Origin of the sequence: Promicromonospora sp. NPDC060204 (assembly GCF_042728455.1) — a bacterium.
In the GTDB taxonomy this organism is placed as follows: Bacteria; Actinomycetota; Actinomycetes; order Actinomycetales; family Cellulomonadaceae; genus Promicromonospora.
Genome location: NZ_JBHWZO010000107.1, coordinates 1 through 19,877, shown reverse-complemented (window position 1 = coordinate 19,877; position 19,877 = coordinate 1). Strand labels below are relative to the sequence as shown.

Annotated in this window: 15 protein-coding genes; all 15 read right to left on the bottom strand. The window is 74.1% G+C overall.

Going from position 1 to position 19,877, the window contains the following annotated elements:
• Window positions 1-141: 141 nt before the first annotated feature.
• The gene (locus tag ACFWEJ_RS15020; protein ID WP_377230006.1) at window positions 142-2,001 is read right to left on the bottom strand and encodes an ABC transporter ATP-binding protein; all 1,860 of its coding nucleotides are present in this window, start codon (window positions 1,999-2,001) and stop codon (window positions 142-144) included.
• On the bottom strand, window positions 1,998-3,908 hold the full coding sequence (locus tag ACFWEJ_RS15015; protein ID WP_377230005.1) for an ABC transporter ATP-binding protein: 1,911 nt from the start codon (window positions 3,906-3,908) through the stop codon (window positions 1,998-2,000). The genes ACFWEJ_RS15020 and ACFWEJ_RS15015 overlap by 4 nt, the downstream gene beginning before the upstream one ends.
• A 107-nt stretch (window positions 3,909-4,015) precedes the next feature.
• On the bottom strand, window positions 4,016-4,843 hold the full coding sequence (gene ddaH / locus ACFWEJ_RS15010; protein WP_377230004.1) for a dimethylargininase: 828 nt from the start codon (window positions 4,841-4,843) through the stop codon (window positions 4,016-4,018).
• A 43-nt stretch (window positions 4,844-4,886) separates the two neighbouring features.
• Complete coding sequence (locus ACFWEJ_RS15005; RefSeq protein WP_377230003.1) at window positions 4,887-7,538, bottom strand: GNAT family N-acetyltransferase; 2,652 nt, start codon at window positions 7,536-7,538, stop codon at window positions 4,887-4,889.
• 8 nt (window positions 7,539-7,546) lie between these two features.
• Window positions 7,547-10,036: a GNAT family N-acetyltransferase gene (locus ACFWEJ_RS15000; protein ID WP_377230002.1), complete on the bottom strand. Its 2,490-nt coding sequence runs from the start codon at window positions 10,034-10,036 to the stop codon at window positions 7,547-7,549.
• Window positions 10,033-11,457: a lysine N(6)-hydroxylase/L-ornithine N(5)-oxygenase family protein gene (locus tag ACFWEJ_RS14995; RefSeq protein WP_377230001.1), complete on the bottom strand. Its 1,425-nt coding sequence runs from the start codon at window positions 11,455-11,457 to the stop codon at window positions 10,033-10,035. The genes ACFWEJ_RS15000 and ACFWEJ_RS14995 overlap by 4 nt, the downstream gene beginning before the upstream one ends.
• Window positions 11,454-13,061 carry a pyridoxal phosphate-dependent decarboxylase family protein gene (locus tag ACFWEJ_RS14990; RefSeq protein ID WP_377230000.1) on the bottom strand — a complete coding sequence of 536 codons (1,608 nt, stop codon included), beginning with the start codon at window positions 13,059-13,061 and terminating at the stop codon, window positions 11,454-11,456. The genes ACFWEJ_RS14995 and ACFWEJ_RS14990 overlap by 4 nt, the downstream gene beginning before the upstream one ends.
• Window positions 13,062-13,197: 136 nt before the next feature.
• Window positions 13,198-14,136: a universal stress protein gene (locus ACFWEJ_RS14985; protein ID WP_377229999.1), complete on the bottom strand. Its 939-nt coding sequence runs from the start codon at window positions 14,134-14,136 to the stop codon at window positions 13,198-13,200.
• A gap of 37 nt (window positions 14,137-14,173) precedes the next feature.
• The gene (locus tag ACFWEJ_RS14980; protein ID WP_377230007.1) at window positions 14,174-15,091 is read right to left on the bottom strand and encodes an aminoglycoside phosphotransferase family protein; all 918 of its coding nucleotides are present in this window, start codon (window positions 15,089-15,091) and stop codon (window positions 14,174-14,176) included.
• Between the two features lie 32 nt (window positions 15,092-15,123).
• Complete coding sequence (locus tag ACFWEJ_RS14975) at window positions 15,124-15,726, bottom strand: TetR/AcrR family transcriptional regulator (RefSeq protein WP_377229998.1); 603 nt, start codon at window positions 15,724-15,726, stop codon at window positions 15,124-15,126.
• Window positions 15,727-16,548, bottom strand: a complete 822-nt coding sequence (locus ACFWEJ_RS14970) for a tyrosine-protein phosphatase (protein ID WP_377229997.1) — start codon at window positions 16,546-16,548, stop codon at window positions 15,727-15,729.
• Window positions 16,545-17,420: a phosphonate ABC transporter, permease protein PhnE gene (phnE, locus tag ACFWEJ_RS14965; RefSeq protein ID WP_377229996.1), complete on the bottom strand. Its 876-nt coding sequence runs from the start codon at window positions 17,418-17,420 to the stop codon at window positions 16,545-16,547. The genes ACFWEJ_RS14970 and phnE overlap by 4 nt, the downstream gene beginning before the upstream one ends.
• Window positions 17,401-18,249, bottom strand: coding sequence for a phosphonate ABC transporter ATP-binding protein (locus tag ACFWEJ_RS14960; protein ID WP_377229995.1), 849 nt, complete (start codon window positions 18,247-18,249; stop codon window positions 17,401-17,403). Before ACFWEJ_RS14960 ends, phnE begins: the two co-directional genes overlap by 20 nt.
• 2 nt (window positions 18,250-18,251) lie before the next feature.
• Window positions 18,252-19,175, bottom strand: coding sequence for a phosphate/phosphite/phosphonate ABC transporter substrate-binding protein (phnD, locus tag ACFWEJ_RS14955; protein ID WP_377229994.1), 924 nt, complete (start codon window positions 19,173-19,175; stop codon window positions 18,252-18,254).
• A 210-nt stretch (window positions 19,176-19,385) separates the two neighbouring features.
• Window positions 19,386-19,877: HNH endonuclease signature motif containing protein (locus tag ACFWEJ_RS14950; RefSeq protein ID WP_377229993.1), on the bottom strand; the 492-nt coding region annotated here is incomplete at its 5' end.

Sequence of the window (19,877 nt, the reverse complement as noted above, 5' to 3'; positions counted from 1 at the left end):
GGGTTCGAGGTGCGACTCCTGGAGCTGTACTGCCGGACCGCCGACCTGACGGGCCTGGTGCTCGGCTTCGGCGGGGTGACCGACGCCGAGCTCGACCGGGCCCTGGCCGCGATCACCGCCGGCCTGCGCGGCCGCTGACCCTCACACCAGCGAGTCCTGCCACGCCTCGTGCAGCCGCGCGTACCGGCCGTCGCCGGCGATCAGCTCGGCGGGCGTGCCGTCCTCGACCACCCGGCCGTGCTCCATGACGAGCACCCGGTCGGCGATCGCCACGGTGGACAGCCGGTGGGCGATGATGATCGCCGTCCGGTCGGCCAGCAGGGTCTGCAGGCCGCGCTGGACGAGCCGTTCGCCCGGCATGTCGAGCGAGGACGTCGCCTCGTCGAGCACCAGGACCGCCGGGTCCGCGAGGAACGCCCGGGCGAACGACAGGAGCTGGCGCTGCCCGGCGGAGACCCGCCCGCCGCGCTTGTTCACGTCGGTGTCGTACCCGTCGGGCATCTCCATGACGAACTCGTGCGCGCCCACGGCGCGGGCCGCGGCCTCGATCTCGGCCTGGCTCGCGCCGGGCCGGCCGAGCGCGATGTTCTCGCGCACGGACCCGCTGAACAGGTATGCCTCCTGCGTGACCATGACGACGGCGCGCCGCAGGTCGGCCGAGGCCAGGTCCCGCACGTCGATGCCGTCCAGCCGCACCGCGCCGGTGGACGCGTCGTAGAACCGCGTCACCAGCTTCGCCACCGTCGACTTCCCGGCGCCGGTGGTGCCCACCACGGCCACGGTCTGGCCGGCCGGGATGGTGAGGTCCAGGTCCGGCAGCACCACGGGGCCGTCGCCGTATTGGAACCGCACGTGGTCCAGCCGCAGCTCGCCGCGGGCCCGCTCGCCCGTGGTCACGAGCGGCGTCGGGTGGGCGGGCTCGACGACGGTCGGCTCCTCTGCGAGCAGGCCCGAGACCTTCTCCAGCGCCGCCGTGGCGGACTGGAACGAGTTGTAGAACATGCCGAGCTGCTGCACGGGCTGGAAGAACCGCTTGCAGTACAGCAGCACGGCCGCGAGCACGCCGACCTCCATCGCCCCGTCGAGCACCCGCCAGCCGCCGACGGCAAGCGCCGCCACGACCGTCAGGTTGCCGATGAGGATCAGGCCCGGCTGGAACCGGCCGTTGACGCCGAAGATCTGCAGGTTGGCGTCGCGGTAGTCCTCGCCGAGCTTGCCGTAGTCCGCCTCGGTGGTGGGCTCGCGGCGGAACGCCTGCACGGCGCGCATGCCGGTCATGGTCTCGACGAACTTGACGATGAGCCGGGCGGACGCCGTCCGCTGCTCCCGGTAGTACCGCTGCGACATCCGCTGGAACCAGCGGGTGAGCAGCCAGGCCGGGAGGAACGCGACGGCGAGCACGAGGCCGGAGCGCCAGTCGATGAGCAGCAGGCTGACGAAGGTGAACACCATCAGCAGCAGGGAGGAGACGACGCCGGTCAGACCGCCGTCGAGCAGCTCGCGCAGCGCCTCCAGGTCGGAGGTCTGCCGGGAGATGATGCGGCCCGAGGTGTAGGACTCGTGGAACTCGAGCGAGAGCCGCTGGGTCTGGCGGAACACGCGGCGGCGCAGGTCGAGCAGCACGGCCTGGGCGATGCGGGCCGCCGCCCGCACGTAGGCGCCGGCGGCCACGCCGCCGAGCACGGCCGCGACGAGGTACCCGGCGCCGGTGAGGACCAGGGGCGTGACCGAGCCGTCCTGCAGGGCGGGCACGGCCTTGTCGATGGCCACGGCGACGAGCCACGGCCCGGCGACCTGGCCGAGCGTGGACGCGACCACGAGCACGGCGGCCCAGGCCAGGGCGCGCTTGTGGGGGCGCAGCAGGTCGCCGAGCAGCTGCATGGAGCGGCGCCGGACGGCCTGGGACGCGTCCTTGCCGAGGAGTGTCTCGTCGTCCGCGGCGGCGTCGGTGGGCCGACGGCGGCCCGCCGTCTCAGGGGTGGTCTGCGTGGTCGCGGTCATGACAGCGCCTCCTGGCTCTCGGGCTCGGCGTTCTCGCCGTCGTGCGCCTCGTAGTCCCCCTCGAGGCTCGAGATGATGTACCGGTAGTGCGGGTCGGTGGCCAGCAGGTCGTGGTGGGTGCCGACGGCGGTGATGCGCCCGCCCTGCAGCACGGCCACCCGGTCGGCCAGGGCCACGGTCGAGGGGCGGTGCGCGATGATCAGGCTGGTCGTGTCCCGCAGCACATCCCGCAGGCGGGCCGTGACGGCCTCCTCAGTGGTGACGTCGAGGGCGGACAGCGGGTCGTCGAGCACGAGCACGCGCGGCCGGGCGGCGATGGCGCGCGCCAGGGCGAGGCGCTGGCGCTGCCCGCCGGACAGCGACATGCCCTCCTCGCCGATGCGCGTGCCGACGCCGTCGGGCAGGTCCAGCACGAACTGGGCCTGGGCGACGTCGAGCGCCTGCGTCATGAGCGCCTCCCGCTCGGCCTCCGGCAGGTCGTCGGACACACCGAGCAGCACGTTGTCCCGGACGGAGGCGGAGAACAGGGTCGGGTCCTCGAAGGCCACGGCGACACGCTCCCGCACCTGGGCGCGGGTCAGGTCGCGCACGTCGACGCCGTCCACCTCGACCACGCCCGCCGAGACGTCGAAGAGCCGGGGCGGGAGCATCGCCAGGGTGGACTTGCCGGAGCCGGTGAGGCCGACCAGGGCGGTCGTGGTGCCGGGCGGCAGCTCCAGGTCGACCTGGTCGAGCACGGGCCGTTCGGCGTCGTCGTACCGGAAGGTGACGTTCCGGAAGGCGACGTGCCCGCCCCCGCTGCCCTGGGCGGCCCGGGCGGTGCCGGGTGGCAGGTCTGCGGGCCGCGTCGGGTCCGTGAGCGGGTTGATCGTCTCGATCACCTCGAAGAACCGGTCGACGGCGGTGCGCGCGTTGAGCGTCATCGACAGGGTCATGCCGAGGTCGACGACCGGGCCGTTGATGACCGCGGTGGTGGTGAAGAACGCGACCAGGGCGCCGAGCGTCATGTCGCCCTGGGCCACCAGGTAGACGCCGACCACGAGCGCGACGCCCTGCGTGACCTCGGGGATCACGCGCAGCGCCGTGGTCAGGCCGGCGTCGGTGGTGGCCTTGCGGATCTCGGTCTCGCGCAGCTCGGACGCCTGGTCGGTGAACGAGTCCAGGGCGTCGGGGCCGCGGCCGAACGCCTTGAGCACGCGGATGCCGTGCACGGACTCCTCGACGGTGGTGGCGAGGTCGCCCGACTGGTCCTGCGAGAGCCGCGAGATCTTCCGGTACTTGCGGGAGAACCGGAACGCCAGGATGGTCACCGGGATCGCGCCGCACAGGAAGATGATGCCCAGCCAGCCCCCGGTGGCCACGAGCAGGCCGACGCCGACGACGATGGTCACGAAGCTGACCACGAGCTGCAGGATGCCGAAGACGAGCCAGCGGCGCAGCAGGCCGAGGTCGCCCATGATGCGGCTGAGCAGCTGCCCGCCGGGCCAGCGGTCGTGGAACGCGACCGGGAGGTCCTGCAGGTGCTTGAACAGCGCCATGCGCATCACGGCCTCGACGCGCGTGCCGGGGAACATGACGAGCGTGCGGCGCAGCAGGATCAGGCCGGCCTCGCCCACGCCGAGCAGGGCCACGAGCACGACGGACCAGATCAGGCCCGTCCAGTCGTGCTCGCGCGCGCCCGCCGTGAGCGGGCCGTCGGTGACCCACTGCAGCACGCGCGGGATGGCGAGCGCCATGAGGCTGGCGCCGAGGGAGGCGAGCAGGCCGCCGATCAGCCGCGGCATCGCGGGGCGGACGTAGGGGTACAGGCGGCGGATCGAGGCGAAGGTGCTGCGCTCGTCGCCGGGCGGACTGATGGGGTCAGAAGAAGGATCGGATCGATTCGAGCGTTCGTCTGTGGGAGGCATCACAACCATTATCCCGCCGGAGGCAAGTTGTTAGTTTCGGTAAGCACCTTCTTTCCTGTGACCTGCGCCACAGGTCTGCGGGCCGGGAAGTTGCGTCACCGTGCGGGTCAGCGCACCCGCACCGAGAGGCACGTGACGCAGCCCTCGAGCTTCTCGAACTCGGTGACCGGCGTGGTGAGCACCGTGAGCCCGCGCCCCCGCAGGAGCTCCGCGGTGGCCGGCGCGGACTCCGACAGCAGCACGGTCGTCGGGTCAAGGACGACGACGGCGGTGCCCTCCGCCTCCGGGACGGCCAGGAACGAGTCGAACGCGCCCGGGTCGTCGACCAGCGGCTCGTACCCGATCACCGTGCCGTCCGGCAGGGCGGTCACGGCCGACTTGAGGTGCAGCGCCCGGGTCACGGGCACCTCCACGACGCGCCAGCCGCGGGGCTCCAGGAGCGCGCGGAGCTGCGCCGCGCCCTCGGCGTTGGTCCGCTCGGTGCGCCCCACGTAGACGGTGCGGCCGACCTTGAGGATGTCGCCGCCCTCCAGGGTGCCCGGCTCGGCGATCTCCGCGACCTCGCGGCCGGCCGCCTCGGCCACGGGCCGCATCGAGTCGATCTCGCCGCGCCGGGACAGGGCCCCGGGCCGGGTCAGGACCATCAGCCCACCGGCAGCGCCACCGGCAGCGCCGTCGAACACGACCACCGCGTCCTCGACGAACACGCCGTCCGGGTGGGCGTCGGCCGCGGGCAGCTCGCGCACCGCCCAGCCCAGGCCGCGGAACACGTCCACGTACCGGGCCCACTGCCGGGCGGCCAGGTCCGCGTCGACGGGGACGCGTTCGAGGTGCGTCAGCTCGCCGTCGGCCAGGGCGGGCGACGGCGGGCGGACGAGCAGGGTGCGGTGCAGTTCCTCGGCGGCCGGCCGGGCGGCGGGCTGTGCGGTGACCATCCCGCGACGCTACCGCCCCGGGCCGGCGTTCGGGTCACGGACTTTATCGGTCCAGGTAGGCCATCCGCGCCGTCTTCGGCCCCTGCGGCGACTCGAACGACACCACCTCGCCCGCGGTGAACCCCATCGCCAGCATGCGGCGCTGCGCCTTCTCGTTGTGCGCGTCCGGCTCGCCGACCACGCGGCGGGTGCCCGCCCCGGCGAAGAGGAAGCCGCGCATCGCGGGCCCGAGCACCGACCAGGCGTCCGCGGGTGCCCCCTGCCGGGCGACCGGGCCGCGGCTGCCCAGGAAGAAGTGCAGCCCGAGGTCGCCCTCCCGCACGTCGTAGGCGGTGCCGACCGGGTCGTGCTCCGGGTGGTAGGCCTGGACGAGCACCACGGGCTCGCCGTCCCACCGCACGAGGTAGGCGTGGTGGGTCTCCAAGGAGTCCACGAACGCGTACGTGTCGCGCACCTCGTCGCGTGTGTGCTCCCCCATCCCCCAGAACGCCGCGCGCGGCTGGGTGAACCACCCGTGCAGCAGGTCGGCGTCGGCGTCCGGGTCCAGCATGTGCACGGTGACGACGCCGTCCGCGCCGAAGTCGCGACGCCACACCTCCGCGCCGCGGGGCCCGTTCAGCAGCCGCAGGCTGGTGTCAGCGGGGCGCAGCCGGTCCCAGTCGGTGACGACGGCGGAGGTGCGGGCGTCGGCCCACGTGGCGTGCTGGTCGTCGAAGTGCGGGCTGCCCGGCCGCCCGTCGGCCCCGAACGGGACGCCCCACCGGCTGTTGGCGCGGTCCGACAGGTCCCAGACGTACCGCGCCACCGACGCCCGGTACGCGGTGAGCGCCACCCCGGGCCAGCCGCCCGTGCAGCGCACCGTCTCGTTGTTGCCCGAGACCGGGGCGGGCGCCACGCCGAGCGGCCGGCCCGGCACGGCGGGCGCGCCCAGGTCCGGCACGGGCAGCAGCGGGGCGGGGACGTGCAGGTCGCCCCAGGGCTGGTCCGTGAGCGCCACCTCGGCCAGCGCCCCGCTCGCCTCCGCGGCGGCGTCGATCCGCAGCCGCTGCCCGTCCGGACCCACGACGACGAGCCAGTCGGCCGCGAGGATCCGCGCGAGCCCGGCCCCGACCGCCGTCGGGACGTCGAAGACGCCGCCGAGCACCGGCATGAGCGCCGGGTCCTGCCCGTGCGGCTCGTGCAGCGACGCGAACACGGGGTGCCCCGCGAGGCGGCGGGCCAGGGTGTCGCGCCAGCGCATGTACAGGGCGGCGTCGACGGAGGTCGCGTCCACGTGGGCGCCGTCGGCCACCCAGGCGCGCAGGCGGACGGCGGCCGCGGAGGCGTCGCCCGCCAGGTGCTCGACGAGCCCGGCGGCGCCGAGGTCGCGGGTGTCGCCGTGGATCCGGGCCTGCGTGGCGGGCGACTCCGCCGCGGTGGCCGCGGCGAGGAGCTGGCGGATGCGTTCCGCGCGGTACGGCGGGTAGGACCAGCCGAGGTCGTGCGCCTCGCGGCCGGGACGCAGGTCGCGCGGGCCGGAGCCCGGGCGACCGTCCTGGCCGGCGGGCCGCTGCGTCACGGGCCGCTCGTTCGCGTCGACGGCGACCTCGGCCACCAGGGCCGGCGCCGGGAGGTCCACGTAGCCGTCCGCCGGCTTGGCGGTCGGCAGCGCCCGCTCCGGCGCGCCGGCCGGCACGTGCGGGACCTTGCCCGCCGTCAGGCTCAGCACCTCGCCGGTGCTGTCCGCGGTCAGCACCCGGTTGACGGGGTCGACCCAGCCGCCGAACGCGTCGGCGACGTCCCGGGCGGTGCGGGCGTGCAGCAGCGCGCGCCACGCGCCCACGCCGACGTCGGACAGCTCGCGGGTCGGCCAGTGCAGGCGCCAGCCCTCGGGCCGGCCGCTGTCCGCGCCGTCGGACACGACCTCGACGTGGTGCGCCAGGGCGTTGGTGATGCCCCACGCCACGGCGGACGCCGGACGCCCGCCCGACCCCGCCGAGGCGTGAACCGCGTGCCCGAAGTGCGGCACGCCGGGCACGCCCGGGAAGGCGAGGCCGACGACGTCGTAGGGCGCGGCGGGGTCGGTGCACGCCAGCCTGACCTGCTGGTACGGGCCGGGCAGCTCCAGGGTGCGGTGCGGGTCGCCCGCGACCAGCGGGCTGCCCGACTCCGTGAACCGGCCGTGCACCGCCCACGCGTTGGACCCGGAACCGCCGTCGGCCACGAACAGGCCCAGCACCCGGTCCAGCGGCACGCCCGGGACGTGCAGGTGCCGGGCGACGTGCGCCCGCCACAGGACGCCCGGGAACCCGTTGAACAGGACGTGGCTCGCCAGGAACACGCCGATCGGCGTCCACGGCGCCCAGGGCCGGAACGGCACCCCGGCCAGCTCCGGCACGTCCCGGCCGCCCGCCAGCAGCCCGGCGCTGACGCCGTCCGCGTACGCGGCCAGCCACGCGCGCTCGGGCCCGGCCAGGGCGTCGTGGATCGCGCGGGCCGTGGCGGCCAGCCGTTCCCGCGCGGCGAACCGGTCCCACGCCTCCCCTGCCGCGCCGGCGAGCTCGCCGAACCGCTCCTCGGCGCGCATCCGGTCCGCCTCGACCTGCAGCCCGCGGTCCTGGGCGGTCACCCAGCCCTGGCCGTAGGCCAGCGCCGTCTCGGTCGCGGCCCGCACGTGCGGGATGCCGAGGTCGTCACGAAACAGGTCGAAGTCCACGTTCCCTATCATCTCTCTCTGCGCCGCACGGGGTTCGCGAGCGTACCCGCGTAGATCAGCGACTCGGACTGGTTGGTCAGGTCCACCATCTGCAGGGTGTTGCGCAGCTGCAGCCGGTTGAGGCACGAGTGCGCGAACCGCGCGGCCCGCAGGTCGATCCCCGTCCGGGCACGTACGTCGGGGTGCTCGGCCGCGTGCCGGTCGATCGTCTCGGCGACCAGCGCCCAGAACCGGTCCTCGGCCAGCACGCCGTCCTCGGCGAGGATGCCCGCCAGGTGCCGCAGCACGCCGTCGAACACGTCGGTGAAGATCGCGAGCGCCTTCTCGTCGTCGTCCACGACGGACCGGATGCGCTCGACGCCGTCCGGCAGGGGGCCGTGGCCCAGCAGGGCGACCTCCTCGCCGATGTCCTTCATGATCGCGCGCTGCACCACGCCGTCGCGCAGCACCAGGATGAGGTTCTCGCCGTGCGGCATGAACGCGAGCTCGTAGCTCAGCAGGCAGTGCACCAGCGGGTAGACGTAGGCGTCGAGGTAGGCGCGCAGCCACTGCTCGGGCGCGACGCCGGACTCGCGGACCAGGCCCGTGGCGAACGACGCCCCGTCCGCGTCGCGGTGCAGGAAGCTCGCCATGGTCACGAGGCGTTCGCCGTCCGCCAGCCGGGGCACGGGCGACTCGCGCCACAGGGCGGCGAGCATCTTGCGGTGCGGGTTGGGCTGGGGCGTGCGGTGGTAGACGTCGCCCGTGTAACCCACCGAGGCCAGCTCGCGCAGCACGCCGAACCCGGCGCGGCGCAGGGTCTCGTCGCCGCCGACCAGGTCCGCGACCCAGTCGTTGATCGCAGGGGTGGCGCGCATGTAGGCCGGGGAGAGCCCGCGCAGGAACCCCATGTTCTGGATCGCGAGGGCCACCTTGACGTAGTGCCGCTCGGGGCGCGTGCGGTTGAACATGGTGCGGATCGACTGCTGGGCCTGGTACTCGTCCGAGCCGGGGCCGAGGGGCACGAGGTCGCCGCGCGCGACGTCGGCCGCGAACGTGATCGCCACGCGGTGCTCCCACTGCCAGGGGTGCACGGGCAGGTAGAGGTAGTCGGCGGGGTCGAGGCCGCGGGCGGCGAGGCGGTCGGCGAAGGCGGCGCGCTCGGCGTCGGACAGCTCGCCCGGCGTGCCCAGGGTGCCGTAGTGGCCGGCCTCGGTCTGGTCGGCCGCGAGCGCGAGGTGGCTGTGCTCGCGGCGCGCGGCGAGCCACAGCATGCGCAGCCGCCGGCCGCGCTCGGGCGCGTAGGCGCGGTAGTCGCGCAGGGAGAAGCCGATGCGGCCGTTGTTCGCGACGAAGCTCGGGTGCCCCTCGGACATCGCGGCCTCGACCTGCTGGAACGCCTCCGCGGTGGCGTGCGTGCCGGACGCCGTCCGGGCCGCCTCCAGCAGGCCGCGCACCGAGGGCGTGGTGCCGTCGAGCTCGCGCTCCCGCTTCGCGGCCGCGCTGGCCAGGGTCGCGGACAGCTCCTCGAGGTAGGTCGCGAGCAGGGTGTCGGGCACCTGCAGCAGCGGCTGCAGCTCCGCGATCAGCTCCAGCGCGTCCACGGGCAGGACGACGGCGCCCCGCACGCCCGCGTCCGCCGTGCGGCGGATCGACGCCGGGTCGACCACCCAGTGCTCCAGGGCGTACCGGCGGGCGGTGAACCGGTAGGTGACGCCGTCGAGGTCGAGGCGGTAGGCGTCGGGGGCACCGTCGCTCTCCGGCGCGAAGAGCCGCTCGTGGGCCAGCTCCGCCAGGGCTTTGGCGGCCAGGTGCCGGTGGGCGTGCTCCATGTGCTCCGCCGTGAGGTGCGTGGCGATCATGGGGTCGGGCCGGTGGGTCGCGGGCTCCCTGCCGGGCGCGAACCCGTCCCCGAGCGCGGACGCCGCGAAGTCCTCGCGGGTCGCGACGCTCAGGGCGGCGCGCTTGGCGTGCACGCCGCGGCCGAGGTCCACCTCGCGCAGCACGCGGAACCCGGCGGCCGCGTTCTTGGCGGCGATCTTCCGGTTGCCGACGTCGGGCTCGACGACGACGCGCGTGGCGCCGCGGCCGGCCGCCGGATCCGTGCCGGTGTCGGATCCCGACAGGCAGAACCGCATGACCGCCGTCATCACGGCGTCGGTCAGCCCGTGCCGCGGGGTCGCGGGCGGGGCCACCAGCAGGTGCATGCCGAGGTCGCCGGGCTGCGTGTCGTGGACGCCGTCGAGCAGCAGGCGCGGGTCGTACGTCTCCGTCAGGAAGACAGGCTCGCCGTCGAGGCGGCCGAGCCAGCCGTCCTCGCCGGGGCGGCCCTGGATGCCGGCCAGGTACTCGCGCACGTCGTCGACGTGCAGCTCGCTCATCTGCCAGAACGCCGACGCCGGGTGCGCCAGCCAGCGCTGCACCAGCTCGGCGTCGCGCACCGGGTCGACGGGTTCGAGCGTCACCTCGCCGAGACGGGTCGTGGTCGCGAACGTGTGGACCGTCGTCGGGGCGTTCACCGGGCGGCCTCCATCTCGTCGTGGGTAGGTGTGCTGGCCGGTGTGGACGTGCCGGCCCGCCCGTCCCCGCCGTCGGGCAGGCCGAACTGCTGGAAGGCGATGCGGCGCTCGATCGGGTACGGCTCGCGGCCCGTGACGTTCGCGAGGATCACGGAGTTGCGCCAGGCGCCGAAGCCGAGGTCGGGCGCCGTGACGCCGTGGGTGTGCTCCTCGCCGTTGACCACGTGGATCCGCCCGTCGTCGTCCACGGTGTAGTCGCGGCGCACGGCGTAGCGGCCGCGCGCGTCGAGGTTGACCAGGCCGGGCGCCAGGAAGGCGGGCACCGTGGCGGCGTAGCCCGTGGCGGCGACGATCGCGCGGGTGCGGTGCTCCGCCGTCGTGCCGAGCTGTGCGTGGCGGAGGGTGAGCACGTACTCGCCCTCAGCAGGGTCGAACCGCGCTGCGACCACCTCCGTGTCGGACAGCAGCGTCGTCGGCACCTCCGCGCCCAGCGCGGACTTGCGGTACAGGGTGTCGTAGATGTCGTCGATCAGGTCGCCGCTGATGCCCTTGTAGAGGTTGCGCTGCTCGCGACCCAGCACGTCGCGCTGCTCGATCGGCAGCGACACGTAGTGGTCGGTGTACTCGGGCGACGTCATCTCGAGCGTCAGCTTCGTGTACTCCATCGGGAAGAACCGCGGCGAGCGCGTCACCCAGTCCACGCGGTGCTCCCCCGGCCCGGTGCCGCAGCCCTCCAGCAGGTCGCGGTACACCTCGGCCGCGGACTGCCCGCTGCCGACCACAGTGACCGAGCCGGCCGCGGCGAGCTCCGCGCGGTGCGGCAGGTAGTCGCTCGTGTGCACCACGGGGCCGGCCGTGCCGCCGTGGGTCTCCTCCAGGGCGGCAAGGAAGGCGGGCAGCCGCGGCTGGGTGCCGGTGCCCAGCACGAGGTGCTTGGCACAGTATTTCTCGACGCCGTGGGCAGTCTCCGCCGTCACCTCGAACAGGTAGTCACCTTCGCCGGACGGCCCGCCTGCTCCGGCGGCCGGGTCGGCGACCCGCACCACGCTGGTGACGCGCCGACCCCAGCGCAGCGTCGGGAGCTGCTCGGCCACCCAGCGGCAGTACTGGTCGTACTCCGCGCGCAGCGGGTAGAACGACTCGCGGATGTAGAACGGGTACAGCCGCCCCGTCGCCTTGAGCCACGCCAGGAACGAGTAGGGCGACGTCGGGTCGGCCATCGTCACCAGGTCGGCCAGGAACGGGACCTGCAGCGTGGTGCCCTCGATGAGCATCCCCGCGTGCCAGGAGAAGCCGTCGCGCTGGTCCAGGAAGACGGCGTCGACGTCGGGAAGGGGCTGCGCGAGCGCCGCGAGGCCCAGGTCGAACGGGCCGATGCCGATGCCGAGCAGGTCGTGGACCTTTATCTGGTCGGTGCTCATCGCGTCTCCCCCTCGCCGCGCGCCAGCCGCGGGTGCACGTCCCGGCACGGCGGCTCGTCCGTGTCCGCGAGCGCCTCCCCCGCGAGCAGCCCGTGGGCGGCGGAGCGGACGAGCTCCAGGACGCCGCGGATGTCTGCGAGCGTGGCGTCGGGGTTGAGCAGGGTGAGCTTGAGGCAGGGGCGGCCGTCGATCACGGTCTTGGCGACCAGGGCGCGGCCGGAGTCGAACAGGACGCGCCGCACCTGGGGCACGAGCGCGTCGGCGCGCTCGGGGTCGAGGCCCTCGGGCTCGTAGCGGAACAGGACCGTGGACAGGTCGGTGCCCCCGACGAGACGGAAGTCGGTGTCGCCGGCGAGGTCCTGGTGCACGGCGGCGGCCAGGTCGCACACGGCGTCCACCAGGGCGCCGACGCCGTCCGCCCCGAGGGCGCGCAGCGTGACCCAGAGCTTGAGGGCGTCGAAGCGGCGCGTGGTCTGCAGGGACTTGTCGACCTGGTTGAGGTCGGGGGTCGGCTCCCCGGACTCCTCGGCCGGGTTGAGGTAGTCGGCGTGCCAGGCCACGGGGGCGAGGTCGGGCCGCTCGCGCACGATCAGGGCGCTGGAGGAGACGGGCTGGAAGAACGACTTGTGGAAGTCGACGGTGACGCTGCGGGCGCGCTCGATGCCGTCGAGCAGGTGCCGGCGCGTGGGGCTGACCAGCAGGCCGCAGCCGTAGGCGGCGTCGACGTGCAGCCAGGTGCCGACGGCGTCGCACAGGTCGGCGATCGGGACCAGCGGGTCGATACGGCCGCGGTCGGTGGTGCCGGCGGTCGCGACGACGGCGACCACCGTGTCGCCCGTGCGCTCGATGTCGACGAGGGTCTGGCCGAGGGCGTCCGGGCTCATCCGGCCCTCGGCGTCGGTGCCCACCTCGACCACGGCGTCGTGCGGCAGGCCCAGCAGCAGCGCGGACTTGGCGACGCTGAAGTGGCTCGCGCCCGTGGCGAGGATCCGCATGGCCTCCAGCCGGACGCCGTCGCGGCGGGCGCGCTCCCGGGCCAGGAACAGGGCCTGGAAGTTGGACTGGGTGCCGCCCGAGGTGAAGATGCCGTCGGCGCCGTCGCCGTCCCCGTCCCCACCCTCGTCTCCAGGCAGGGCGAAGCCTATGCGGCCCGCCGTCCACTCGACCAGGCGCCGCTCCATGAGGGTGGCGACCGTGGACTGGTCGTAGGTGTCGACCGAGGTGTTGATCGCGGCGAGCATCGTCTCCGCGCCGACGGCGGGCAGCGCGACCGGGCAGTTGAGGTGCGCGGCGTAGGTGGGTTCGTGGAACCAGATCGCATGCTGCGCATACAGGTCCGCGGCCTCGCGCAGCGCCGCCTGGGTGCCCGAGGGCGGGCCGTCCAGGTCGACGGCGTCCACCAGACCCTGCAGCTCGGAGCGGCTGGCGCCCGAGAACGGCTGCGTCACGGACGTGAGCCGGACGGCGATGTCGTCGGCGACCGCGCGGACGGTGTCCGCATAGGTGCTCGCGGTGGCCCCGCGCAGCAGCGCGGTCGTGTCGTGGCTCGAACCCGAGGGTGCGGTGGGCACTGGCTGCGTCACTGCGGGCAGGTGTGAGGGCATGCGGAAGGCTCCTCGTGCAGGCGAAAGGAACGCCGCCCGGACCGGACGGCGTGGCGCGACTTAGGTTTGCCTGACCTAACTTAATCCTTCGGGCACCCGCGTCAAGCCACGCGGGGAACCCGGTACGTGGCGCCCGTCACTCCGCCGGCGGCACGACCGCCACCGGACAGGGCGCGTGGTAGATCAGGGCCTGGCTGGTGGAGCCCAGCAGCAGGCCACGAAACCCGCCGCGCCCGCGTGACCCCACCACGACGAGCCGGGCGCCCTCGGCCCGGTCGAGCAGGGCAGCGGTGGGACCGTCCGGGGCGACGACCCGCTCGACGCGGACGTCCGGGTGGTCCGCCCGGGCGTCGGCGAGCCAGCGGTCCAGGGCCTGGGCGCCGTGCTCCTGCACGGCCTGGTCCTGCACGGCCTGATCCTGCACGCTCTGATCCTGCACGCTCTGATCCTGCACAGCCTGGTCCGGGGACTCCCGTCGGCCGAGGGCCGGCGCCGGCGCGTCGCGCCATGCGTGCACGGCGACCAGGGGTGCGCCGCGGAGGGCGGCGGCGTCGAAGGCGAAGCGGATCGCCTCCCGGCTCGTGGGCGACCCGTCGACGCCGACCACCACCGGTCCCTCCTGGGCGGACGCCGCGCCCTGGCCCCGCACCACCACGACCGGGCAGTGCCCGTGCGTGGCCACGGCCACCGCGATGGAGCCCACCAGCAGCCCGGTGAACCCGCCGAGCCCGCGCGAACCCAGCACGACCAGTCCGGCCGTCGCCGACCTGCCCACGAGCTGCCCCGCCACCGAGCCGATGGCCAGCCGCGTGGTGACCGGGACGTCGGGCGCCTCCTGCGCGGCGGCCGCGGCGGCGTCGTCGAGCCACTGCGTGCCCTGTGCGATCAGCGCGTCCTCGTACGACCCGAGCATGGCGGCATGCGGGACACCGGGAGGAACCGGCGTCCACACGCTGACGAGGACCAGCGGCGCGCCGCGCCGGGCGGCCTCGCGCGCTGCCCAGCGCACGGCCTCCGTGGCCGAGTCCGAGCCGTCCACGCCCACCAGGACCGGGAGGTCTCTCGTCTCGCTCATACGCGCCATCGTGACACCGGATCGCGGTCCGGGCAGGTCAGGGAAGGGCTCCCGCCACGACCAGCGCCGCGGGAGCGAGCGCGCTCGCGCCGTCCTCGAGGTCCCACAGGGCGTTCTGGAGCAGCCGCCCGAGCGTCCAGCCGGTCGCCCGCTCTCGGTCGAGCTCGAGCACCTCCGTGAGCTGGTCGAACCTCCGGCGCACCACACGCCCTGGGTCACCGCCGGCGACGACCTCGCCCCACCGGCTGTCCAGCGCCGGCCACAGGTCGAAGCCGGGGTCACCCACGAGCGGCTCCGGGTCGATCGCGAGCCATGGCTCCCGCTGCGCGGCGAGGACGTTGTCGTGGTGCAGGTCCCAGTGCAGCATCCGGTCGCCGGGTTCGCCCACCAGCTCCGCCACGACCGAGGCCCAGTCCCGCAGGACACGCCGCTCGGCCGGATCGGCCAGACCGGCGACGGCTCGCGGGACCTGCTCCAGCATCGTCGAGGCGACGTCGCCGAGATGTGGCAGGCCGGGCGCCGCCGGGACCGCGAGCAGCCGCGCGTGCAGCTCGCCGAGGAGCTGGGTCGCCACGGTGTCGTCCTCGACCGAGGCGAGCGTGCGGGCGCCGTCCAGACGCTCCAGCAGCATCGTGCCGGTGCCGGGATCGTGGTCGAGCAGCCGCACCATCCCCCGCCCGTCCCAGGCCTGCAGCCCGGCCAGCGCGGCGGCGGTCTCGGCGCGGGGCAGCTGCAGCCTGACGACGGCGCGCGCGCCGTCCTTCCCGACGACGGGCACCACGAGCGATGCCGCTCCCGAGCGGGGCGCGTCGTCCCGCCGCAGCTCCCAGCGGTCCAGCACCTCGGCGACCAGGGCCGGGAGCGCCGCGATCCATGCCCGGCCCGCCTCGCCGAAGCCCGTGGCATACGACGCCGCGAGGGCCGGCGGGATCTCGACCTCCTGGGCCGGGCTCACCTCGTGTGCCGGGCTCACCTCCTGTCCCGGGCTCACGCAGCCCCCACCGCCATGCCGCGCCACGCGACCCGGATGCCCTCGCGGCAGCGGGCCAGCGCCTCCGGGTCGTCCAGGGTCACGCCGCGCACCACGAACTGGTAGTAGAAGACGCCGTTGACCAGGTCGATGCAGGCGTCGACGTCGATGTCGGGGCGCAGCAGGCCGCGCTCGATCCCGGCCCGCAGCACCGCGACCATGCCGCCGCGCCGCCGCGAGACGTGCGACCGCCAGTACGCCTGGGCGAGCTTGCGGTCCGTCATCGCAAGCCGCATGCGCAGCCGGAACCGCTCCTCGGAGTAGGTCTCGCGCGTCGCGGAGGACGAGGTCGTGTACGCGTCGAGCACGTTCTGCAGGAGGTCGCCCTCCAGGGGGATGGTGTGCGGCGTGCGGCCCCGGTCCAGGGCCGTCGCGACCAGGTCGGTCATGCTGGGCCACCGCCGGTAGATCGCCGCGCGGCTGACGCCGCTGCGCTCCACGACCCGGCTCACCGTGATCTCCTCGCCGCGCTCCAGGAGCTCGACGGCGGCGTCCACGATCCGCTCGTCGTGCCCCTGGGCGCGCGGACGGCCGGGGCCGCGCGGGATGTCGTCAGCCACCTACGCGGTGCCCGCAGCCGTGCCCGGCGCAGTGCCCGTGCCGGAGCCCGCGAGCGCCCGGGACCGCAGCTGGGCGACGAGCCCGTCGGTGAGCCCCGCGGCGCGCAGCGGCGCCAGCGGGTCGCCGTGCCGCTCGGTGAGCGCCGCGAACAGCTCCTGCATGGGCGCCGGCGAGAACTCCGTGCTGACGGCGGCCAGGGCCGCGGCGTCGAGCTCGATGCCGAACCGGCTCATCAGCGGCCGCATCACGGGCGAGATGCGCGCCATGATCGCGGCGGAGTTCTCGCCGGTGCGCACGTAGTCGGCGACGATGTCGTCCTGGTCGGCGCCGAGCGCGAGCAGCAGCGACGCGGCGAGCACGCCCGTGCGGTCCTGGCCGGCGGCGCAGTGGAACGCGACGGCGCCCGGCGCGTGGGCGATGATCGCGAGGGCCGTGACGATCTGCGGGGCGGCGCCCTCGTACATCCGCAGGTACATCCGGCCGAATTTGGTCTGGTCCATCATCTCGGCGACCGGGTGCGCCCCGGCGTCCCCGGCGGCCGCGCCGATGTCGGCCAGCAGGGGCACGTGGTGGTAGCTCACGTTCGAGTGCGCGCCGAGCGGGCCGCGGCCGGTCACGCCGAGCTCGTCGGTCGAGCGCAGGTCGATGATCGCCCGCACGCCGCCGTCGACCAGGCCGCGGGCGACGTCGTCCGGCACGAGGGCGAGGTCGTCGGCACGGAGGGCGAAGCCCTCCCGGACGACGCCGCCCGCGACGGGGATGCCGCCCAGGTCGCGCAGGTTGACGGGGGCGCTGAGCGTGAGCGCGGGGGTGGTGGTCATGTGATCTTCCTTCGGATGACGGCGCTGGCCTGGTCGATGACCGTGACCAGCACGATGATGCAGATGACTATCGCGCTGAGATGACCGTAGTCGTACATGCGCATGGCCGTGGTCAGCTCCAGGCCGATGCCGCCGGCGCCGACCAGGCCGAGGATGGTCGCGCCCCGCACGTTGCCCTCGAAGAGCAGCAGCGTGTACGAGACCAGCAGCGGCCCGGCCTGGGGCAGCACGCCGTACTGGACGACCTGCCGCCGGGAGGCGCCGACCGCGCGCACGGCGGTCACCGGGCCGTCGTCGACGGCCTCCATGGCCTCCGCGAAGACCTTGCCGATGGAGCCGATCGAGCCGACGGTCATGGCGAGGATGCCGGCGAACGGCCCCAGCCCCACGGCGGAGACGAACATCAGCGCGAACACGAGGTCGGGCAGGGAGCGGATCACGTTCATGACCCACCGTGTCGGGTAGTACAGCCAGCGCGGGGCGATGTTCGACGCCGCGCCGAAGGCGACCACCAGCGAGAGGACGGCGCCGAGCACGGTGCCCACGATCGCCATCTGCAGCGTCTCCACCAGCAGCTCGACGATGGTGCCGAACTTGTCCCAGGTGGGCGGGAAGAGCCGCAGCAGGAAGTCGCCCATGTTCACGGTGCCCTCGCCGAGCTTCGCGAAGTCGAACTCCGCGCCGACGAACGACCACACCAGCAGGACGGCGGCGACCGGCAGGCCGAGCAGGAACCGCGCGCGGGGCACGTTGACCGCGCGCTCCAGGCGGGCGCGGGTGCGCGGGTCGAGCTGCGGCTCCGGCGTGGACCGGCTGCTCCGGCGACGCCGGGGCGTGGTCGGGGCCGCGGGATCAGACGAGATCGTCGACACGGTGGGTCTCCTTCCTGTCGTCGTGGGCGGCGTGGTCGTGGGCGTCGTCGTGGGCCTCGTCGTGTGACTCGTCGTCGTGTGCCTCCTCGTCGTAGAGCACGTCGAGCGCCGCGGCGTCGAGCCGGTCGGTCGGCGCCGAGACGAGCACCTTGCCGTGGCGCAGGCCCACGATGCGGTCGGAGTGCTCCAGCGCGAGCGGCAGCACGTGCAGGCTGACGAGCACGGGGATCCCGTCCTGGTGCGCGATCTCGCGCAGCAGCTCCAGCACGGCGTGCGACATCCTCGGGTCGAGCGAGGCGACGGGTTCGTCGGCGAGGATGATCCGCGGCTCCTGCATGAGCGCGCGGGCGATCGCGACGCGCTGCTGCTGCCCGCCCGAGAGGGAGCGCGCCTGCTCGGTGGCCTTGTGGGCGATGCCGACGCGGTCGAGCAGCTCCAGTGCGCGCCGGCGGTGCGCGCCGGAGAACCCGCCGGCGAGGTTGAGCGGGCCGGCGTCGTGCAGCGCCCCGGTCAGCACGTTGGTGAGCACGCTGAGCCGGCCGACGAGGTTGAACTGCTGGAACACCTGGCCGGCCGAGGCGCGCACGTCGCGCAGCCGGCGGCGCGGGAGGCGCGTCAGGTCGTGCCCGACGACGTGCGCCGATCCGCCGGTGATCGGCGCGAAGCCCGTGAGGCTGCGCATCAGGGTCGACTTGCCGGAGCCGGACGAGCCGAGGAGCGCGACCATCTCGCCCGGGAACAGGTCGAGGTCGACGCCGTCGAGCACGAGGGGGCCGTCGCCGTAGGCGACCCGCAGGTCGCGCACCGAGACGAGTGCTGGGCCGGTCATGCTCAGCCCAGGTCCGAGATGTCGACGTCGGCGATCGCGGCGATGTCGACGAAGGGCTGGAAGATCGACGGGTCGGGGTCGACGATCGGCTCGGTGCCCTGCATCGCCTCGAACATCGCGCCGAGGGCGTCGGCGTTCTCCTCGACGAACACCTTCGGCAGGACCTGCTTCAGCAGCTCACTCTTGTCGTCGGCGAGCTCCTGGTCGGCGAGCACGGTGACGGCAACCGGCATCGACGCGCTCTCGCCGATCGAGCGGGTCTCGCCCTTCTCGAACGGGAACATCGGGTCGCCCAGACCCGCCATCGCCGGGAAGATCGTGGACGTGCAGGCCACGTCGACCTGGCCCTCCTTGAGGGCGGTGAAGCTCATGTCGTGCCCGCCGCTGAACATCGGGGTGTAGTCGGCGTCCTGCTCCAGGCCGGCGTCGTGCAGCATGGCCACCGGCATGAAGTAGCCGCTGCTGGACGCCGGGTCGGCGAAGGCGACCACCGTGTCGGGCATGATGTCGTCGAGCGACTCCAGGGGCGAGCCGTCGAGCACGAGGCAGGTCGAGACCGGGTCGTCATTGCCCGGCCACGCGACCAGCGAGTCGACCTCCCCTGTGTTGACCGCGAGGGCCGACGGGAAGCCGCTCATGAAGCCGATGTCGACGTGGTGGTTGCGCAGGGCCTCGACGACGGCCGTGTAGTCGGGCACGTCGACGATCTCGACGTCGCGGCCGGTCTCGGCCTCGACCAGGCCGGCGAACGCCTCGATGGGGTTCTCGGCGCCTGGGTCGTCGCCGAGCGGGGTGGTGGCGAACGTGATGGGTGCGTCGGGGTCCGACGCCGCGGCGTCGGCGGAGGCAGTGCCGGAGCAGCCGCTGAGCAGGAGGGTGGTGCCGAGGGTGAGCAGGCCCAGAGCCGGGAGTGCGCGGGGGCGCATGGGCGTTCCTTTCGGGAGGCCGACCGGTGGCCGGCGGGATATCGCGACTGGCGATATCGATATGGAACTCCCCGCAGATGGCCGTGAATTACGAGACCGCGGTCCTGTAACGGAAGCCCGGATGAAGATCGGGTGTCCGGACACGGAACGTGGTGGTCGCCCGTGTCGGCGGCGGGCCGGCGGAACGTCGGCGGCTCACCCGACGGCGGCTCAGAACGGCGGGTCGCCGGGCCCGGACGGAGCGTCGGTGCCGGCGGTGGGTGCATGTCCGGTCTCGGTGTAGGCGCGGGGCAGCCGACGTCCGGCCAGGGCACGCAGCGTCAGGTCCTGGCTGGTGCCCGGGTCGACCTGGTCCAGGTCGACCCCGGTGTCCAGCACCGACGGTCGCCGAACGTGCGCTCTGCCCGCGGGCGTGGTCCAGGTCGTGACGCCCGAGACCGGATCACGCTCGACACCCCATCCCGCGTGCGTCTTGAGCAGGTGGTGCCGACGGCACAGGGCATGCAGGTTCCACGCGTTGGTCTGGCCACGCGCACCGCCACCCCCATCCCCGGCAGCGGCGCCGTCGTCGCGGTCGCGGTCGTGGTCGAACGGCTCGATATGGTCGAGGTCGCATGTCGTCGCCGGGGTGTCGCACCCGACGAACGTGCAGGTCCCGTCCCTGGCCTCCACCGCTGCGCGAAGCACCTTGCCCGGCGTGTA